We start from the raw sequence: 15,930 nt of genomic DNA on the forward strand, positions 1-15,930 counted from the left end.
CACCTGTTTGTTTTTATCTGTGACGAAATCGAACCCATCGCGCTTGTGACGCGATGGAGTGAACAAGGCGGGTAGCCTTGAGTGCATGGGCCTTCGGGGCATCGCAAGGCCACCGTCGAAAGCCACAAAAATGCGCGGGTACGCAGTTGAGTCACAGGTAAAACGCCGCGCATTGTACACCGCCAGACCGCCACTGGCAGGCATCCGCGCATCTCACCGTCCCTGGCGCGGGAGGACAAGGGGCGTTTTCGCGACAAAGAAAAATCCTATAGAGCCTCTCGGCAACTATTCCTTACGCCAGCGCAAACCTGGTGTTTATAGGCGCCTTTGCTGTCCAGATCGTCAGATTTTCCTGACAAACTGTCACGTTTTCTTGCCAAGAAAGCCGTGCACAGCCCTGTTCGAAAATGGACAAACGGCCTGTTTAGCTCGGGCTTTGGCAGGTGAACTCGCCCGCCACCCAGCCCTGGAAGGACTCGACCATCAGCCGGTAGACCTAAGGGGGCGTGGCACATGGGAGCGGGGTTTTGAGCAGTGTCGGCCAGAGCCTGGCCCAATCACTTTCATGGCTCATTCCCGGCACGATTTGGCGCTGCGCGCAGACACCGGCCGTGGCGCTGACAAAACGTTGCGCGATCACATCGGGAACGACGCTGTCATCGGCACCGCTGAAATGTAGCTGCGGGATAGACGCGACCTGGCGCGCAACGTCGATGGCATTGAGCGACTCCGGCATCGCCGACACGTGATGCAGGCGATTGACTTCGGCATGATCAAGGTTGCCGGCCACGGTACGCAACGAGGCGACATCGCTACGCCTGGCCGCAATCAATACCGCCAGGGCACCACCACCGGAGTAACCAATCAGCTGGATACGCTGCCCCGGTACTTGGGCGGCATAGTGCGTCACGGCCTGGTTCATGGCCACGACCACTTCCTCGGCAAAGCGCTTTTGGGTCCAGTAGGCTTTATCACAGCGCGGGTTGAGCGCCAGCGGCGTGAATTGACAGGGGCGTGCCAGGTACACGACGTTGGCCGCCGGGTCCGCCGCCGCCAACGCCAGGCCCTCGGCCTGATGCGGTGTCGGATTTTCCGACGGGACGGTACGCGAGCGCCAGGCCATGCCGTCGCCCTCGATATACACGCTCAGAGGCAAGTCAGGTCGGGTTATCCGGAAGAAACTGGTCAGCAAGAACCCCTCGGCCTTGAACTCTCCATGCTGCAAGTGACCGCTCTGCGCCATGGCGTCGGCATGCCGGTTCGGATCGGCGCAGCCTGCGAGCATTGCCGCCATCAGGCACACACTGACAAACACGGCCGACCGCGGCCAGCGCGCACTTGAATCCCTCATGACGCAGTCATTCCCAGCGCCGCCAGCAGCGGCCCAAGTTGTTCGGCATGCGCGCGCCAGCGACCTTTCGAGGTTTTGTAGAGGGGCTGGCGCACCTGATTGACGCTCGCGGTACGCACCACACGTTGGGTCTTGTGGAAATCCAGGCAGGCCTCGTCCCAGGGCAGGTCAATGAAGTCGATCAAGCGCTTCGCCTGTCCTTCCAGATCGTCAACCACCGCTTCGTAGTCCACTTCAATAAAGGATTCAGCGGGTAGCCATTGGCGCCAGTGAGCCATCAGGGCTTGGTAGTCACGATAGAAATGCCCCAATTCGCTCTGGTCGTAGCTGAACAGCTGCTCACCGCTGAATTGCTTGCTGTAACAGGACAGGCAGGTATCGACCGGGTCGCGACGACAGTGAATGATCCGTGCGCCGGGCAGGATCAACGGAATCAGGCCGGCATAGATAAAGTTGGCCGGCATCTTGTCGACCAGGCGATCCCGACCGTCGGCCAGGGGCTTGATACGCTGAAGATAGTCATGACCGATCCTGGCCAGGTCCTGCGCTGAGCAGTTGAGCAGGCTTTGCGGGAAAGCCCCCTGGTTTTCCACCGCCAGGCGTAACGACGAGAGCTCGCCCGCGCCTTGCACTTGCGGATGGGAGGCCAGGATCTGCTCGACCAGGGTGGTGCCGGAGCGCGGCATGCCGACGATGAAGACTGGCAGCGACGATGCCACGCCCTGCCCTTGGTGCGCAGTCTGAAAAGACTGGCTGAAGACCTCGGCGATGCGCTGCATCCACTGCTGCGTGGCGTGGGAGTCAAAGCTGAAGGTAGAACGCTTGAGTCGGTTTGCCTGATCCAGATGATGGAAGGCTTGCACGGAATCACCCGTGTCGAGATACGCCTTGCTCAGGGCGAAGTGGGCTCCCAGCTTATCGGCCAGTGACAGGCCCTCCCCGCGCACCAGCCCGGCCTCCATGAGCGCGATATCGGCATCGTCGGCCTTGAAGGTTTTGCTGTCCGAGCGACCGGTCAGCGCCCGGATCGACCCCGGAAAGGCCCTCAATACCTGTTCAAAGGCCACCGCGGCCTCTTCCTTGCGACCCACTTCCAGGAGCAGTACGGCCCGCGCAATCAGTGCTTCTTCGGTCACCGAGCCGGGTAATGACGCCGCCTGGTCGAAATGCGCCAGGGCCTGATCGTGCAGACCGACGGCCTGTAGCGCATTGCCCATGGCGTTGTGGACACTGGCGTCGTTGGGCGCCAATGCCAGCGCTTGCCGGGCGCAGTTCAGGGCCTCGTCGAGGAGTCCGCCCTTTTTCAAGACCTCGGCGCGCGCGGTAAGACCGCCGACATGCTGGGGGGCGAAGCTGTGCAGGGTATTCAACCAGTGCAACGCATCGCCGTGGTGCAAGCGCTGCGTTTCGGCTTCGGCGATATTCAGGTACGCATCGATCAGCCGGGGGTTGAGTTCGATGGCCCGTCGTCCGGCCGCCACCGCATCGTCGAAATGCCCTTGTGAACTCAGCAAGAAAGACAGGTTGCTGTATACCTCGGCGTAATTCGGGTCGAGGGTCAACGCCTGTTTGTAATGCCACTCGGCACGGTCCGGTCGATCCAGGCGGCGATAGGTATTGGCCAGATTGTTGTGGGCTTGTGGCGCCTCGGGGCGCAGGGTCACGACGCGTGTCAAACATTCGAGGCTGTCGTTCAGCTTGCCGCTTTCCTGCAGGATGATCCCCAGGTTGCTCCAGGCATCCACCAGCGCGGGATCCAGCGCAACGGCCTGGCGACCGGCCTGTTCGGCCTCCACCAGCAAGCCTTGTTGTCGGCACATTTCGGCCAGGTTACTGAAGTAGACCGCCGGTGCGCTCTGTATCAGGCAGGCCTGGCGCAGGTAGCTGATGGCCAACTGCGGCCGCCCCGTGGCGTGGGCAATCAGCCCGAGCAAATGCAGGGCATCGCTCGATTGTGGCCATTTCGCCACGATGCGCTGACACAGTTGCTCGGCCTGCTGTGCCTGACCCGCGTTCCAGTGTTGATGGGCCAGCGTCATGGCTTCGGCAAATGTCAGTTGTGGGGTACCGGAGTCTGTCGGTGTACCGCTCATACGGAACCTTATAAATAGAGAGTGGAAACTGTTGTGCAACGGGTTTTGGTTCTTATCCGCTGCCGACCGAAAGATAAACGCCCATTGTTCATCACTGAACAATGGGCGTTATCCGATCAGCACAATTTAACGGATCAGAAGGTCCAGCGCACCTGCACATCACCGGTATTGGCGGTGTAACCACTCGCCGCCTCCAGGGTGTACTTCGCCGACAGGCTGAGGTTTTCGCTGCGCAGCAGGGTCACGCCCAGTGCCAACACCCCGGTGTCGGCGACCGGTTTCGCCCCCGCGCTGGTGAAGCTGGTGGCGCCCGAGGTATCGGCGGCGTAGTTGGCGACCGATTGCAGGCCGTTGTCGTGGTACTCATGCCGCCAGGTCAGTTGCGCCGAAGGCACTACGCTGCCGTAGGACGTGGCGAAGGAACGTTCCAGCTTGGCGCCGAGGTCGCTTTTCAGCGAGTTGGAATTGCTGGCGTCCAGGTGCAGCGCCGCGCCATTGCCGCCGCTTTCGGTGTAGCTGTCCTGGCGCAAGGTGCTGTAGGTCAAGCCGGCAATCGGTGTCAGGATGACGTTGGCCATCGAGGCGCCGAGGTCGATAGGGTAGCCGGCTTGTGCCGAGGCAATGTACTGCATGCCATCGTGTTGGCCTTTAGCCGCACCATTGAAACCGCTGAAGCTGATTTCACGCTGGGTATCGTACTGATGCTGGATGGCACCCAGCGACAGGTCCAGATACCACGGCTGGCCCTGGTAGCTGGCATAACCGAACAGACCGTAGGACTTCACGTCGGCGGAACTGCCGCTGTTGTCGCCGTCGTTGTTCACCGTGGTCTTGGTGTAGCTGAACAGGCCGCCGGCGCGCCAGCTGTCGTTGAGCGCGGCATCGGCGCCCAGCAGGAAGCCGCTGTAGCGGGCGTGGTAGCCGGCAATATCGTCGCGCTCGCCCAGGCGCGAACTGCCACCGAAGGCCTGACCCCAGAGCCCGGTGTTGCGGGCGCTTTCACCGGTGGCCACACCGCTGCCGGCGCTGTCGTTCTGTGCGGTGCGCAACCCATCGAGGTGCGCCGCGGCGACATTGAGGACTTGCACGGTGGAGGCGGTGGACGCCTGGGTGGCGGCACTGCTGTTCGCGGTCGGGCTCAACTGCGCCCCGGCGTGGTTGCCGGCGGCCGAAGAGTCGAGGGCCGCGGCGGCGTTGAACAGGTTCATCAGACCGGCATCGACACCGCTGTAATTGAACAGCCCGGTCAGGGGGGCGTTGCTGTTGGCGCTGGAGGCCTGATTGATCGGCGTGGACCCTGAAGAAGCCGTCCCCAACGTCACCAACAAGTCGGCATTGGCACCATCGGCCACACTGGTGCCTGCTGCGTTAAAACCCGCAACCGTGTAGTGCAGGCTGTCGGCGTTGTAGTTCGTCCCCGTGGAATTGGCTTGAATCACCACGTAGCGTTGGCCTTGGGCAAAACCATAGCTGCCCAGCGTCTTCAGGCCGATCGTCGAACCCGAGGCGATGTTCGCGCTGCCGGACACCACCAGGCGCCCGTAGCCTGCGTCGGTGTTGATATTACCGGTGGTCACGGCATTGTTGGCCACGCCGAGGATCAGGCTGGCGTCGCTGCCCTGGGTGTAGTTGCCGTTGATAAGGATCGTGTTATTGACCTGCAGCGTGGCCGCCAGGTTAGACACCGTATGGGTAGGGTCACCCGCAACGTTGATGTTGTCATTGAGCAACAGGTTGCCAGAGCCGAATACCAGGTTCGAGAAACTACTGGTGATCTGACCAATGTTGCTGGCGCTCACACCACCGACGCCTGCGCCGGTCAGGATGCCGAACACCGAGCCTGTACCGCCATTGATCGTCAGGCTCTGCGTGGCGTCATTGCGGATCGCGCCGGCGATGGTCCCGGAGTTGGTAATAGTGCCCAGGGTCCCGGTTGAAATGTTGTAAAGGGCGAATTGATTACCCGTGATGGTGCCGCTGTTATTCAGTGTCCCGATGCTGCCGGAGTTGTAAATACCAACGTTGCCACCAGAGATACTACCGCCAGTCTCATTGTTCAGCGAGGTGATGGTACCGTAGTTACCAATACCATTGTAGCCACTGGAGATACTGCCGCTGTTGCTCAGTGTCCCGATTCTGCCGCTAGGGGTGTTGCCAATGGCAGAGGAGCTACCAGCGACAATGGTGCCGCGGTTGCTGAGCGTCCCGATGCTGCCGGAGTTGCGAATAACAGTGCTGCCGGCTGAGATAGTGCCGCCAGTGTTATTGTTCAGCGAGGTGATGGTACCGGTGTTGTTAATGCCAACACTGCCGCCAGAGATAGTGCCGCTGTTGCTCAGCGTCCCGATGCTGCCAGAGTTGAGAACCCCGTTACTGTTGCCATGGAGGGTGGTCCCCACCGGGTTGTCCAGTGTAGGGATCGTACTGCTGTTGTTAATACCATCCGAAGGAACAACGGCACTGACCTGGCCCGCGGCCAATGCCGACCCAATGGCGATGGCCAGGACCGTCAAGCGGCCAGGTGTGCGAAAGGGTGAGTGTTTGAACGAGTGCATGTGATGTTTCCCCCGGTTGTAAGGAACGGGTCGTTGCGACTTTCGGGATCAACCATGCCTGACAGCACGTCCTCCTGAATCACGACCTGACTGGCAGCTTTTTAGGCTCTAGGTTTTTTGCTGGCATTTTGCCAGGCGTTACCGGAAGCACTTGACCGTGCGTCTCAGTTTTTGAACTTTTTTTGAACCTGAGAGCCGCGTTGCGCTAACGTGTGGCGATTGAGGTCTTGGCGGAAAGGATTGGATGGATAGCACCACGATCAAAAAGCCTTATGGTGGTCCATTGCCTGCTCTCGAACTCCAGCACCATCACTTCAATGTCAGTGGTGAGTCAGTCCCTCGGCAGTTGCTGGCCTGGCGGGAGCGGGTCAGTCATGTCATCGACGTGCTGCCTTCATTGGCACAAGTCGAACTGCCGTTCCAGGGGGCCATCGATCGATACGATTTCGGCCCTGCACGCTTCACCAACTGCCTCAGCGACAGCCTGCTGCTCGATCGGTCAGTGGCGCGTATCTCCACGGATACCCAGCGCGATTATGTCTTTCAGGTATTCACCACGGGCGGGATCGACTCCGTTGGGAGGGGCGGTCTGTCATGCGGTCGAAAGCATTCGACCGCCAGTATTTTTGCCATCGATCTGAATCAGCCGATACGCATGCAACGTAGCGCTTGCCAGGTGCTGACCTTGGTCGTGCCCCGGCCGGTTGTGGATGCAGTCTTCCCCCATGCGGAAGCCATCCACGGCAGAGCGTTTGAAAACAGCGGGCCCTTGATGCAGTTGTTCATCGAGCAGGTGCTGGCGTTTTCCAGAAACCTTCCCAGGCTAAGTGCACGTGAAGCGGACAGCACCTTCAATGTAAGTGTGCAACTGCTGCTCGCCGCGCTTGGCAAACAGACCAAACTCAGCGGCAATGCACGTGCCGCGGTGCGCGCGGCCATGTTCGACAAAACCCGACGTTATGTTCAGGCCAACCTCCATCGAGACTCACTATCCCCCGAAAGCGTGTTGAAAGCCTTGCAATTACCCCGCCCTACGCTCTATCGCCTGTTCGAACATGAGGGAGGACTCGGCGCCTATATCCGCAATCGCCGGCTGCGCGAGGCGGCCGATGAGCTGGTCAAATTCCCCAACCTGCCGGTGCTGGATATCGCTTATGGACTGGGTTTCAAAAGCGCTTCGGACTTTAGCCGAGCCTTTCGTCGGATCTACGAAATGGCCCCCCAGGATCTGCGGTTCATCGCGGCGCAGCGTCTGCACAATAGTTCGCGGACCTGATCGAACGTAATCGTTGAAGGCTGTCTGGAAACAGGATCAGTGCAAACAGACTGATACACATGACCGCCAACAGATACCAGGCAGGCGCCATTGGATTGCCGGTCACGCCGATCATCCAGGTCACGATAAAGGGGCAAAAGCCGCCAAAAATCAGGGTTCCCAGGCTGTAGATCGTCGAAATGGAAGTCGCCCGATAATGACGCGGAAAGGCTTCCAACATCATCACCGTGGTGGCGGCGTTGCTACACAGCAACAGCAGCGAATAGCCACCGATGAGCAGCAATGAGAGTGGCTCGCCAATCCCTGTCGTCAATAGCAGGAAAACCGGGTAAACCAGCACAATGCTGCTGATCATCGTCAAATACTGGATCGGCTTGCGCAGGCGCTGCCGGTCGGCGATGCGGGCCAGCAGTGGCACGCCGATGAAAACCAGGGTACTCGACAAGCAGGCGGATAGCAGGCTGACGGTCGCCGGCATATGCAGTGTGCCGACCAGATAGATGGGCATGTAAAACACCAGTATATAAATGCCCGCTGTCGGTGTTGCCATCAACAGGATGCCTAGCCAGAACGGCCGCGAGTACCGTACCAGGAGTGTCTTCATAGCCGGGCGACGGGGCTTTTTCATCGCCGCGTCAGGCATTTGCCGACGGAGGTACCAGCCGACCGGTCCGATCAACAGCCCGACAACAAACGGAATGCGCCAGCCCCACTGGAACAATGCCTCGGGGCTCAGCAGCAGCGTGGTAAAGGCACCGACCAGAGCCCCTGCCAGCGCGGCGGCAGCCTGGCTCGCCGCACGCCAGCTGACCCCATAACAACGATTCTTCCGCGCGGTCAGCTCCATCAGCACCACCGAGGAAACACCAATCTCGCCACCCACCGCGAACCCCTGCAGCAGCCGCGCGGCGACGATCAGTAGCGTGGCCGCTGGCCCTATAACGCTATAGGGCGGCGCAAATACCATCAGCGCGGTGCCCAGCGTCATCAACGCAATCGAGCAGGTCAGGCCCGCCTTGCGCCCTTTGCGATCGGCCAGTTGCCCCATGAACAACGCGCCGATCGGACGCATCGCGAATCCGGCACCGAAGGTGAGCAATGACAGCAACAGCGATGCAAATGCGCTGTCGGAAGGAAAAAACAACTTACCGATGGCTACAGCCGAAAAGCTGTAGACCGTGAAATCATAAGTCGCCAAGCCATTACCGATAGCGGCGGCGAGGGCCACGCGCTTGTTGTGCGCACGGGTCTGTGCTGACAACTCAATCAATGACGCTGGAGCCTGTGGAGAGACTGCGGAATTTTGCATTTTCCCTGCCCTTGGACAGCATTGAACATCAGAAAATGCTCACTTCAGCCTCCTTGCCATGAACATACGTGCGGGTGTATGGCGATTGTCCGGGTGATGCCGGTCTTCCCTTGCGAATCAGCTACCGATGCAGCCTGGATACCCGGACGGAAAATAAATGTCAAATTGACATCACCGCCAAAAAAACAAAGCCCCATGACCTCGGTTGGTCATGGGGCTGCGGGCATGCTGGCGATAAGGCCCGTGAGTCTTGCATCGCCTGATCGGCCGCCATCGCCGGCAAGCCGGCGCCTACAAAGGTTGCGGCGTTTCAGGCGTGCGCTTTACTCAGGCTTGCGCCGCCCGAACCCCGGACGCTGGCCGGAACCGGCCGGTGCGCCACGGCGCTTGCCCGACGGCGCGTCCTTGTCCAGCACCAGGCTTGGGCGCCTGGACTTGGGGGCCGGCTTGGCCGGACGCTTGGTGTCCGCCGGGCGATCCGCCACTGGCGTACCACGTGTCGACTCACCACGACCACTCGCCGGACGCGGGGCACGCGGTGCGCGCTCGCCGTCCTGACGCGGTGCCGGCTTGCGTGCTGGACGCTCGCCTTCGATCCGCGGCTCGCGCTCGCTGCGTTCGGCAGGTGCGCCAGCGGCCGGACGCAGGGTCCGCACACGCTCGCCCTTGCCCACCGGACGGGAGGACTTGCGCTGCATACGTTCCAGCTTGTCCTTGCTCTTGGCATTGAGCTGCGGCATGGCAACCGGCGTCAGGCCGACCTCGGCACTGAGGACATCCACCTCGTACTGGGTCATTTCACGCCAGCGGCCCATCGGCAGGTCGGAATTGAGGAACACCGGACCGAAACGCACGCGCTTCAGACGGCTGACCACCAAGCCCTGGGATTCCCACAGGCGACGCACTTCGCGGTTACGGCCTTCCATCACCACGCAGTGGTACCAGTGGTTGAAACCCTCACCGCCAGGTGCTTCCTGGATATCGGTGAACTTCGCCGGGCCGTCTTCGAGCATCACGCCGGCCTTGAGCCGGGCAATCATCTCTTCGTCCACTTCGCCACGGACACGTACCGCGTACTCGCGGTCCATTTCGTAGGACGGGTGCATCAGGCGGTTGGCCAGCTCACCGTCGGTGGTGAACATCAGCAGGCCGGTGGTATTGATGTCCAGGCGGCCGATATTGATCCAGCGGCCTTCTTTCGGACGCGGCAGCTTGTCGAACACGGTCGGACGGCCTTCCGGGTCGTCACGGGTGCAGATTTCGCCGTCGGGTTTGTTGTACATGATCACGCGGCGAACCGATTCGGACGCCTCTTCGCGCTTGATCACCTTGCCATCGATGGTGATGGCATCATGCATGTCGACGCGCTGGCCGAGGGTGGCGTCTTTGCCGTTGACCTTGATTCGGCCTTTGCTGATCCAGCCTTCCACGTCGCGGCGCGAGCCGACGCCGATACGGGCGAGGACCTTCTGCAGTTTTTCGCCTGCTGGGCCGATTTCCTGGTCGTCTTTCTGGTTGATATCACTCATCTGGGCACCTCCCGGTGTGTCGATTCAGGCCTTGGCCTGAAGAAATTGAATCTGTTGCCTGGGCGAAGGGATCGCCGCGGGGGCGCGAATCATACGCCGATGTCGGCCATTATGCACTCACCGGATCAATCATCGAGCAGACGGCGTTCCTGTTCGATCGCCTCGGCCAGGGCCAGCGCCTCGGCTTCTTCATCCGTCAGTTGCGGCCGGCCAGCGGCCTTGTCCAGGGCCGCGACCGCCGCGAGCAACTGTTCCCGGGCCTGCTGGGCGCCGACGCGATCCGCCTCCTCGGGGGCTGCGGGCTCTTCGACTATTTCCGCCTCTGCTTCCAGCGCTGCGTCGGCCTCAACTACCTCGTCGGCCTCAACCGCCACACCGGGCTCCACAGGCTCAACCTCTTCAAGCCCAGGTTGCCGAGGCAACAACTCGCCCGCTGGCACCATCGCGCCATCGCGAAGCAAATCATCGAAGTCCGTCTTGATCCCTTCTTCCATGGAGTCAAGCTCCAGCAACAGGGTATGGAAACTGGTCTCCTCCTTCGGCGCCTCGGCACCCTCCGGATCAATACTGGCATCGGCCAGGGCCTGCAGGCTCGCGGGTACCGGCGCGTCCTCGACATCGAGCATCGGCTCGGGCTCCAGCTCCCGCAATTCGGCCAGCGGCGGCAGGTCATCGAGGTTCTTCAGGTTGAAGTGATCGAGAAACGCCTTGGTGGTGGCGAACATCGCCGGTTTGCCCGGCACCTCGCGGTAACCAACGACCCGAATCCACTCGCGTTCCAACAAGGTCTTGACGATCTGACTGTTGACCGCCACACCACGCACATCTTCGATCTCACCGCGGGTAATCGGCTGACGATAGGCAATCAGCGCCAGGGTTTCGAGCATCGCCCGGGAATAACGCTGCGGACGCTCTTCCCACAGCCGCCCGACCCAGGGGGCGAATTTCTCGCGCACCTGCAGGCGATAGCCGGAGGCTACCTCGCGCAGTTCGAACGCCCGGCCTTCGCAGGATTTGGCAAGGATCGTCAGGGCTTTCTTGAAGACCGGCGGCTCGGGTCGCTCGCCCTCCTCGAACAGCTCGAACAGCCGCTCCAGGGATTGCGGCTTTCCCGAGGCCAACAGAAAGGCTTCAAGCAGCGGGGCCAGCTCGCGGGGTTCACTCAGGTTCATGGATTGTGCTCGTTATTCAGCGCGCGCCCGCACATGGATCGCCGTAAAGGGTTCATTCTGCACCAGTTCGACCAGGGATTCCTTGACCAGCTCAAGAATCGCCATAAAGGTCACCACCACCCCCAGCCGTCCTTCCTCGGCGGTAAACAGCTCGACAAAGGGCACGAAGCCGCCGCCCTTGAGGCGCTCCAGCACATCACTCATGCGCTCGCGCGTCGACAGCTGCTCGCGACTGACCTGGTGGCTTTCGAACAGGTCGCCACGGCGCAGGACTTCGGCCATGGACATCAACACCTCTTCCAGGCTCACCTCCGGCAACAGCTTGCGTGCCCGGGCCTCGGGGGCATCGAGCTTGGGCACCAGCACATCGCGGCCGACCCGGGGCAAGGTGTCGAGGCCCTCGGCGGCGCTCTTGAAGCGTTCATACTCCTGCAGGCGACGGATCAGTTCGGCCCGTGGGTCGTCCTCTTCCGCCTCGATTTCAGCCGAACGCGGCAGCAGCATCCGCGACTTGATCTCGGCCAGCATCGCCGCCATCACCAGGTACTCGGCTGCCAGCTCCAGGCGCACCGACTTCATCAGTTCGACATAGCCCATGTACTGGCGGGTGATTTCCGCCACCGGGATGTCGAGGATATCGATGTTCTGCTTGCGGATCAGGTAGAGCAGCAAGTCCAGCGGGCCTTCGAAGGCTTCGAGGAAGACTTCCAGGGCGTCCGGCGGAATATACAGGTCCAGCGGCATCTCGGTGACCGCCTGGCCATAGACCAGGGCGAACGGCAATTCCTGCTGGGCATCGGCCTGGCTGTCGACGATTTCCACGGCGGACATTCAGGCCTCGACCATGAACGGCGCGGGATCGCCACAGCCGACACGGACCACTTCCGGCTCACCATCAGCCAGGTTGATCACGGTCGACGCCTTGATCCCGCCGAAACCGCCGTCGATTATCAGGTCGACCTGATGCTCGAGCAACTGGCGGATCTCATAGGGATCGATCATCGGATCGGTCTCGCCGGGCATGATCAGGCTGACGCTCATCAGCGGCTCGCCCAGCTCTTCGAGCAGCGCCAGGGCAATCGGATGGCTGGGGATACGCAGGCCGATGGTGCGCTTTTTCGGGTGCAGCAACAGCCGCGGGACTTCCCGGGTGGCATTCAGGATAAAGGTGTAGGGCCCCGGCGTATGGGCCTTGAGCAGGCGAAACAGGCCGGTATCGACCTTGGCGAACAGCCCCAGTTGCGAGAGATCGCTGCAGATCAACGCAAAGTTGTGCTTATCGTCCAACTGCCGCAAACGGCGCACCCGCTCGACCGCATTCTTGTCGCCGATCTGGCAACCAATGGCATAGGACGAATCGGTGGGATAGATCACCACCCCACCCTTGCGAATGATTTCCACCGCCTGTTTGATCAGGCGCGCCTGCGGGTTTTCCGGATGAATCTGGAAAAATTGACTCACATTTTCTACCTGTTCAGACGACGGCAGTAGGTTGCTCATGTTTGAAGCGACACCAGAGTGGCGGCAGATCTTCAGGAACCGGGCGGTATTCACCGATTTCGGACCAGCCTCCAGGACCATGGAAATCACTGCCGGCACTGACCAGCAGCCCGAACTCACGGGCAAGGATCGCCAGACTGCCTACCTGCTCGGCGGGTTGATGCCCATTGACCACCTCGATAGCGTGGCCACCTGCTTGAATATAGTCCGCAATCAACTTGCGGCGCTTGCTGCGGGTGAAATCGTAGTGCCATGGATGGGCCAGGCTGACCCAGGCGCCTGACTCGCGCAGGGTTCCGACGGTGTCTTCCAGGGTCGGCCAGTGCAGCTTGACATCCCCCAGCTTGCCCGCGCCCAGCCACTTGCGAAAGGCTTCGGCGCGATCCTTGACGAAACCTTCGCGCACCAGGAAATCGGCGAAGTGCGGACGCGCCGGGGCATTGCCACTATCGCCCAGCGCCTGCTGGATCGCCCGTGCGCCTTCCAGCGCGCCGGGCATGCCCTTGAGCGCCAGCTTGCGGCTGATTTCCTCGGAACGCAGCCAGCGGCCCTCGTGCAAGCGGGCGATGGCCTCGACCAGCGCCGGTGCGTTGACGTCAAAGCCGTAGCCCAGCACGTGGATGGTCGCGCCGCCCCAGGTACAGGACAACTCGACGCCGTTGACCAGCCGCATGCCCAGCGCCTGCGCCGTCGTACGGGCTTCGGCCAGGCCTTCGAGGGTGTCGTGATCGGTCAGGGCCAGGACCCGCACGCCTCTCTCGTGCGCACGGGCAACCAGGACCGCGGGCGCAAGGGCGCCGTCGGAGGCCGTGCTATGGCAGTGCAGATCGATTTCCACGGGAATTGAATAACCTCTAGGCGGCGCTTTCGCTGGCAATGATGTTTGTTATTATGCCGTCACATCCTGCTTCTGGCTGCCACTGTGAAACAATTCATCGATTTCATCCCGCTCTTCCTGTTCTTCATCGTCTACAAAATCGAACCGAGGGTGATGGAGATCGCCGGCCACAGCCTGACCGTGGGCGGTATCTACAGTGCCACGGCGATGCTGATCATCAGTTCCCTGGTGGTCTACGGCACCCTGTTCATTACCCAACGCAAACTGGAGAAGAGCCAGTGGCTGACCCTGATCGCCTGCCTGGTCTTCGGCAGCCTGACCCTGGCCTTCCACAGCGAAACCTTCCTCAAGTGGAAAGCCCCGGTGGTCAACTGGCTGTTCGCCCTGGCGTTTGCCGGCAGCCACTTCATCGGTGACCGCCTGCTGATCAAGCGCATCATGGGCCACGCCCTGAGCCTGCCCGAGCCGATCTGGACTCGCCTGAATCTGGCCTGGATCGTGTTTTTCCTGTTCTGCGGCGGTGCCAACCTGTTCGTCGCGTTCACCTTCCAGCAGTACTGGGTCGACTTCAAGGTGTTCGGCAGCCTGGGCATGACCCTGCTGTTCCTGGTCGGCCAGGGCATCTACCTGTCCCGCCACCTGCACGACAGCGACCCGACCATCCCGAAAACCGAGGACTGACATGCTCTACGCGATCATCGCCACCGACGTCGAAAACTCCCTGGACAAACGCCTGGCCGTGCGTCCGGCGCACCTGGAGCGGCTGCATCAGTTGCAGGCGCAAGGACGCCTGGTCCTGGCCGGCCCGCACCCGGCCGTGGACAGCAACGACCCAGGCGCCGCCGGTTTCAGCGGCAGCCTGATCGTCGCCGAATTCGACAGCCTGAGCGCGGCCCAAGCCTGGGCCGAGGCGGATCCGTTCGCCACCACCGGGGTCTACGCCCACGTGTTGGTCAAGCCGTTCAAGCAAGTCCTGCCATAAATTTCTCTCCTCGCGATGAACCTTCAGGGTTCATCGCGGCCCAATCGCTCATTATTCTCGTTCAGCAGCCGACAACCTGCCCAATGCCGATTGGAATCAGGAGTTTGCGATGCGCCAAGGTCCGTTGTTGCTGCTAGTGGTCATCTTGTCGATAGGGGCCGCCGCCCACGCCGAAGAGAGTCAGGGTTCGAGTAACTCCACACCCCTGTCCTTGAGTGCCGGTAGCCAGATCACCGATTTGCAGCAACGCTTGAAAGAAAGCGAGCGACAGCGAGAAGAGTTGAGCCAACAATTGCAGAGTGCCGACGCGATGCGCGAAAGTGCCCAGCTGAGCCGTCTGCGCCAGGAAAACCAGCGCCTGATGCTGCAACTCAAGGAAGCCCAGGCCAGTGCCGGCCCACGCCTGCTGACCGATCAGCAGCAATGGTTTGTCACCGGTGCGGGAGTTGCACTCCTGGCCCTGCTCTGCGGTATCTTCGCCAGTGGCGGACGTAGACAACGTCGGCAATGGCTGAATTGAGCAGGCCATTAGCGATCCGTAATCGAGAGAGTCATGAGCGACCTGTTACTGATAGACGATGACCAGGAGTTGTGTGAACTCCTGACCAGTTGGTTGAGCCAGGAAGGCTTCCAGGTACGCGCCTGCCACGATGGCCAGAGCGCGCGCAAGGCTCTGGCGGACAGCGCCCCGGCCGCCGTGGTGCTGGACGTGATGCTGCCCGATGGCAGTGGCCTGGAACTGCTCAAGCAGTTGCGCAACGATCACCCTGAGTTGCCGGTGGTGATGCTCTCGGCCCGTGGCGAGCCGCTGGATCGCATCCTCGGCCTGGAACTGGGCGCCGACGACTATCTGGCCAAGCCCTGCGACCCCCGGGAACTGACCGCGCGCCTGCGCGCCGTGCTGCGCCGCAGCCACCCCGCCGCGACCCCGAGCCAGATGGAGCTGGGCGACCTGTGCTTCAGCCCGGTGCGGGGCGTGGTCACCATCGACCAGCAGGACTTCACCCTTACCGTCTCCGAAAGCCGCCTGCTCGAAGCCCTGCTGCAGCAACCCGGCGAGCCCCTGGACAAACAGGAATTGGCGCAGATCGCCTTGGGCCGCAAGCTGACCTTGTACGATCGCAGCCTGGACATGCACGTGAGCAACCTGCGCAAGAAAATCGGCCCGCACCCGGACGGGCGCCCGCGCATCGTCGCCCTGCGCAGCCGCGGTTACTACTACAGCCTGTAAACCCCTACCACCCCGCCTTTGACCACAGACTGTAGGAGCGAGCTTGCTCGCGATAGACGTCAACGATAACGCTGGGCACCTGATTCCCCGCGGT

14 protein-coding genes are annotated in these 15,930 nt (G+C 61.4%); 5 read left to right on the forward strand and 9 right to left on the reverse strand.

Annotated elements, in window-relative coordinates; all coding sequences use genetic code 11:
* Nucleotides 1–496 precede the first annotated feature (496 nt).
* The 3 genes from AC07VG_RS06975 to AC07VG_RS06985 all read right to left on the reverse strand — a co-directional run bounded on the left by AC07VG_RS06975 (nucleotide 497) and on the right by AC07VG_RS06985 (nucleotide 5,999).
* Nucleotides 497–1,351, reverse strand: coding sequence for an alpha/beta hydrolase family protein (locus AC07VG_RS06975; RefSeq protein WP_495020731.1), 855 nt, complete (start codon nucleotides 1,349–1,351; stop codon nucleotides 497–499).
* A complete protein-coding gene (locus AC07VG_RS06980; RefSeq protein ID WP_494999743.1) occupies nucleotides 1,348–3,444 on the reverse strand; it encodes a tetratricopeptide repeat-containing sulfotransferase family protein in 2,097 nt (698 codons plus the stop codon). The genes AC07VG_RS06975 and AC07VG_RS06980 overlap by 4 nt, the downstream gene beginning before the upstream one ends.
* Before the next feature lie 134 nt (nucleotides 3,445–3,578).
* Nucleotides 3,579–5,999: an autotransporter outer membrane beta-barrel domain-containing protein gene (locus tag AC07VG_RS06985; RefSeq protein ID WP_495020732.1), complete on the reverse strand. Its 2,421-nt coding sequence runs from the start codon at nucleotides 5,997–5,999 to the stop codon at nucleotides 3,579–3,581.
* A 244-nt stretch (nucleotides 6,000–6,243) separates the two neighbouring features.
* Here AC07VG_RS06985 and AC07VG_RS06990 point away from each other — a divergent pair, with 244 nt between their 5' ends.
* Nucleotides 6,244–7,275: a helix-turn-helix domain-containing protein gene (locus AC07VG_RS06990; protein WP_494999741.1), complete on the forward strand. Its 1,032-nt coding sequence runs from the start codon at nucleotides 6,244–6,246 to the stop codon at nucleotides 7,273–7,275.
* Here AC07VG_RS06990 and AC07VG_RS06995 read toward each other — a convergent pair.
* The 6 genes from AC07VG_RS06995 to AC07VG_RS07020 form a co-directional block, all read right to left on the reverse strand.
* On the reverse strand, nucleotides 7,235–8,584 hold the full coding sequence (locus AC07VG_RS06995; protein ID WP_494999740.1) for an MFS transporter: 1,350 nt from the start codon (nucleotides 8,582–8,584) through the stop codon (nucleotides 7,235–7,237). The genes AC07VG_RS06990 and AC07VG_RS06995 overlap by 41 nt on opposite strands.
* A gap of 323 nt (nucleotides 8,585–8,907) precedes the next feature.
* A complete protein-coding gene (rluB, locus tag AC07VG_RS07000; protein WP_494999739.1) occupies nucleotides 8,908–10,113 on the reverse strand; it encodes a 23S rRNA pseudouridine(2605) synthase RluB in 1,206 nt (401 codons plus the stop codon).
* 125 nt (nucleotides 10,114–10,238) lie between these two features.
* Nucleotides 10,239–11,285 (reverse strand): SMC-Scp complex subunit ScpB, encoded by a 1,047-nt coding sequence (gene scpB, locus AC07VG_RS07005; protein WP_494999738.1) that lies wholly within the window; start codon nucleotides 11,283–11,285, stop codon nucleotides 10,239–10,241.
* 12 nt (nucleotides 11,286–11,297) lie between these two features.
* Nucleotides 11,298–12,116: a segregation and condensation protein A gene (locus tag AC07VG_RS07010; RefSeq protein ID WP_494999737.1), complete on the reverse strand. Its 819-nt coding sequence runs from the start codon at nucleotides 12,114–12,116 to the stop codon at nucleotides 11,298–11,300.
* Nucleotides 12,117–12,746 (reverse strand): L-threonylcarbamoyladenylate synthase, encoded by a 630-nt coding sequence (locus tag AC07VG_RS07015; RefSeq protein WP_494999736.1) that lies wholly within the window; start codon nucleotides 12,744–12,746, stop codon nucleotides 12,117–12,119.
* Nucleotides 12,747–12,759: 13 nt separating this feature from the next.
* Nucleotides 12,760–13,623, reverse strand: a complete 864-nt coding sequence (locus tag AC07VG_RS07020) for a PHP domain-containing protein (RefSeq protein WP_494999735.1) — start codon at nucleotides 13,621–13,623, stop codon at nucleotides 12,760–12,762.
* Nucleotides 13,624–13,707: 84 nt separating this feature from the next.
* Here AC07VG_RS07020 and AC07VG_RS07025 point away from each other — a divergent pair, with 84 nt between their 5' ends.
* The 4 genes from AC07VG_RS07025 to AC07VG_RS07040 all read left to right on the forward strand — a co-directional run bounded on the left by AC07VG_RS07025 (nucleotide 13,708) and on the right by AC07VG_RS07040 (nucleotide 15,836).
* Nucleotides 13,708–14,304 carry a septation protein A gene (locus AC07VG_RS07025; protein ID WP_248800514.1) on the forward strand — a complete coding sequence of 199 codons (597 nt, stop codon included), beginning with the start codon at nucleotides 13,708–13,710 and terminating at the stop codon, nucleotides 14,302–14,304.
* Nucleotide 14,305: 1 nt separating this feature from the next.
* Nucleotides 14,306–14,605, forward strand: a complete 300-nt coding sequence (locus AC07VG_RS07030; RefSeq protein ID WP_494999734.1) for a YciI family protein — start codon at nucleotides 14,306–14,308, stop codon at nucleotides 14,603–14,605.
* Nucleotides 14,606–14,714: 109 nt separating this feature from the next.
* The gene (locus tag AC07VG_RS07035; protein WP_494999733.1) at nucleotides 14,715–15,125 is read left to right on the forward strand and encodes an SH3 domain-containing protein; all 411 of its coding nucleotides are present in this window, start codon (nucleotides 14,715–14,717) and stop codon (nucleotides 15,123–15,125) included.
* A 33-nt stretch (nucleotides 15,126–15,158) separates the two neighbouring features.
* Nucleotides 15,159–15,836: a response regulator transcription factor gene (locus AC07VG_RS07040; protein ID WP_495020733.1), complete on the forward strand. Its 678-nt coding sequence runs from the start codon at nucleotides 15,159–15,161 to the stop codon at nucleotides 15,834–15,836.
* Nucleotides 15,837–15,930: the final 94 nt, after the last annotated feature.

The sequence above is a fragment of the Pseudomonas sp. GW821-FHT03C07 genome (genome assembly GCF_059420925.1).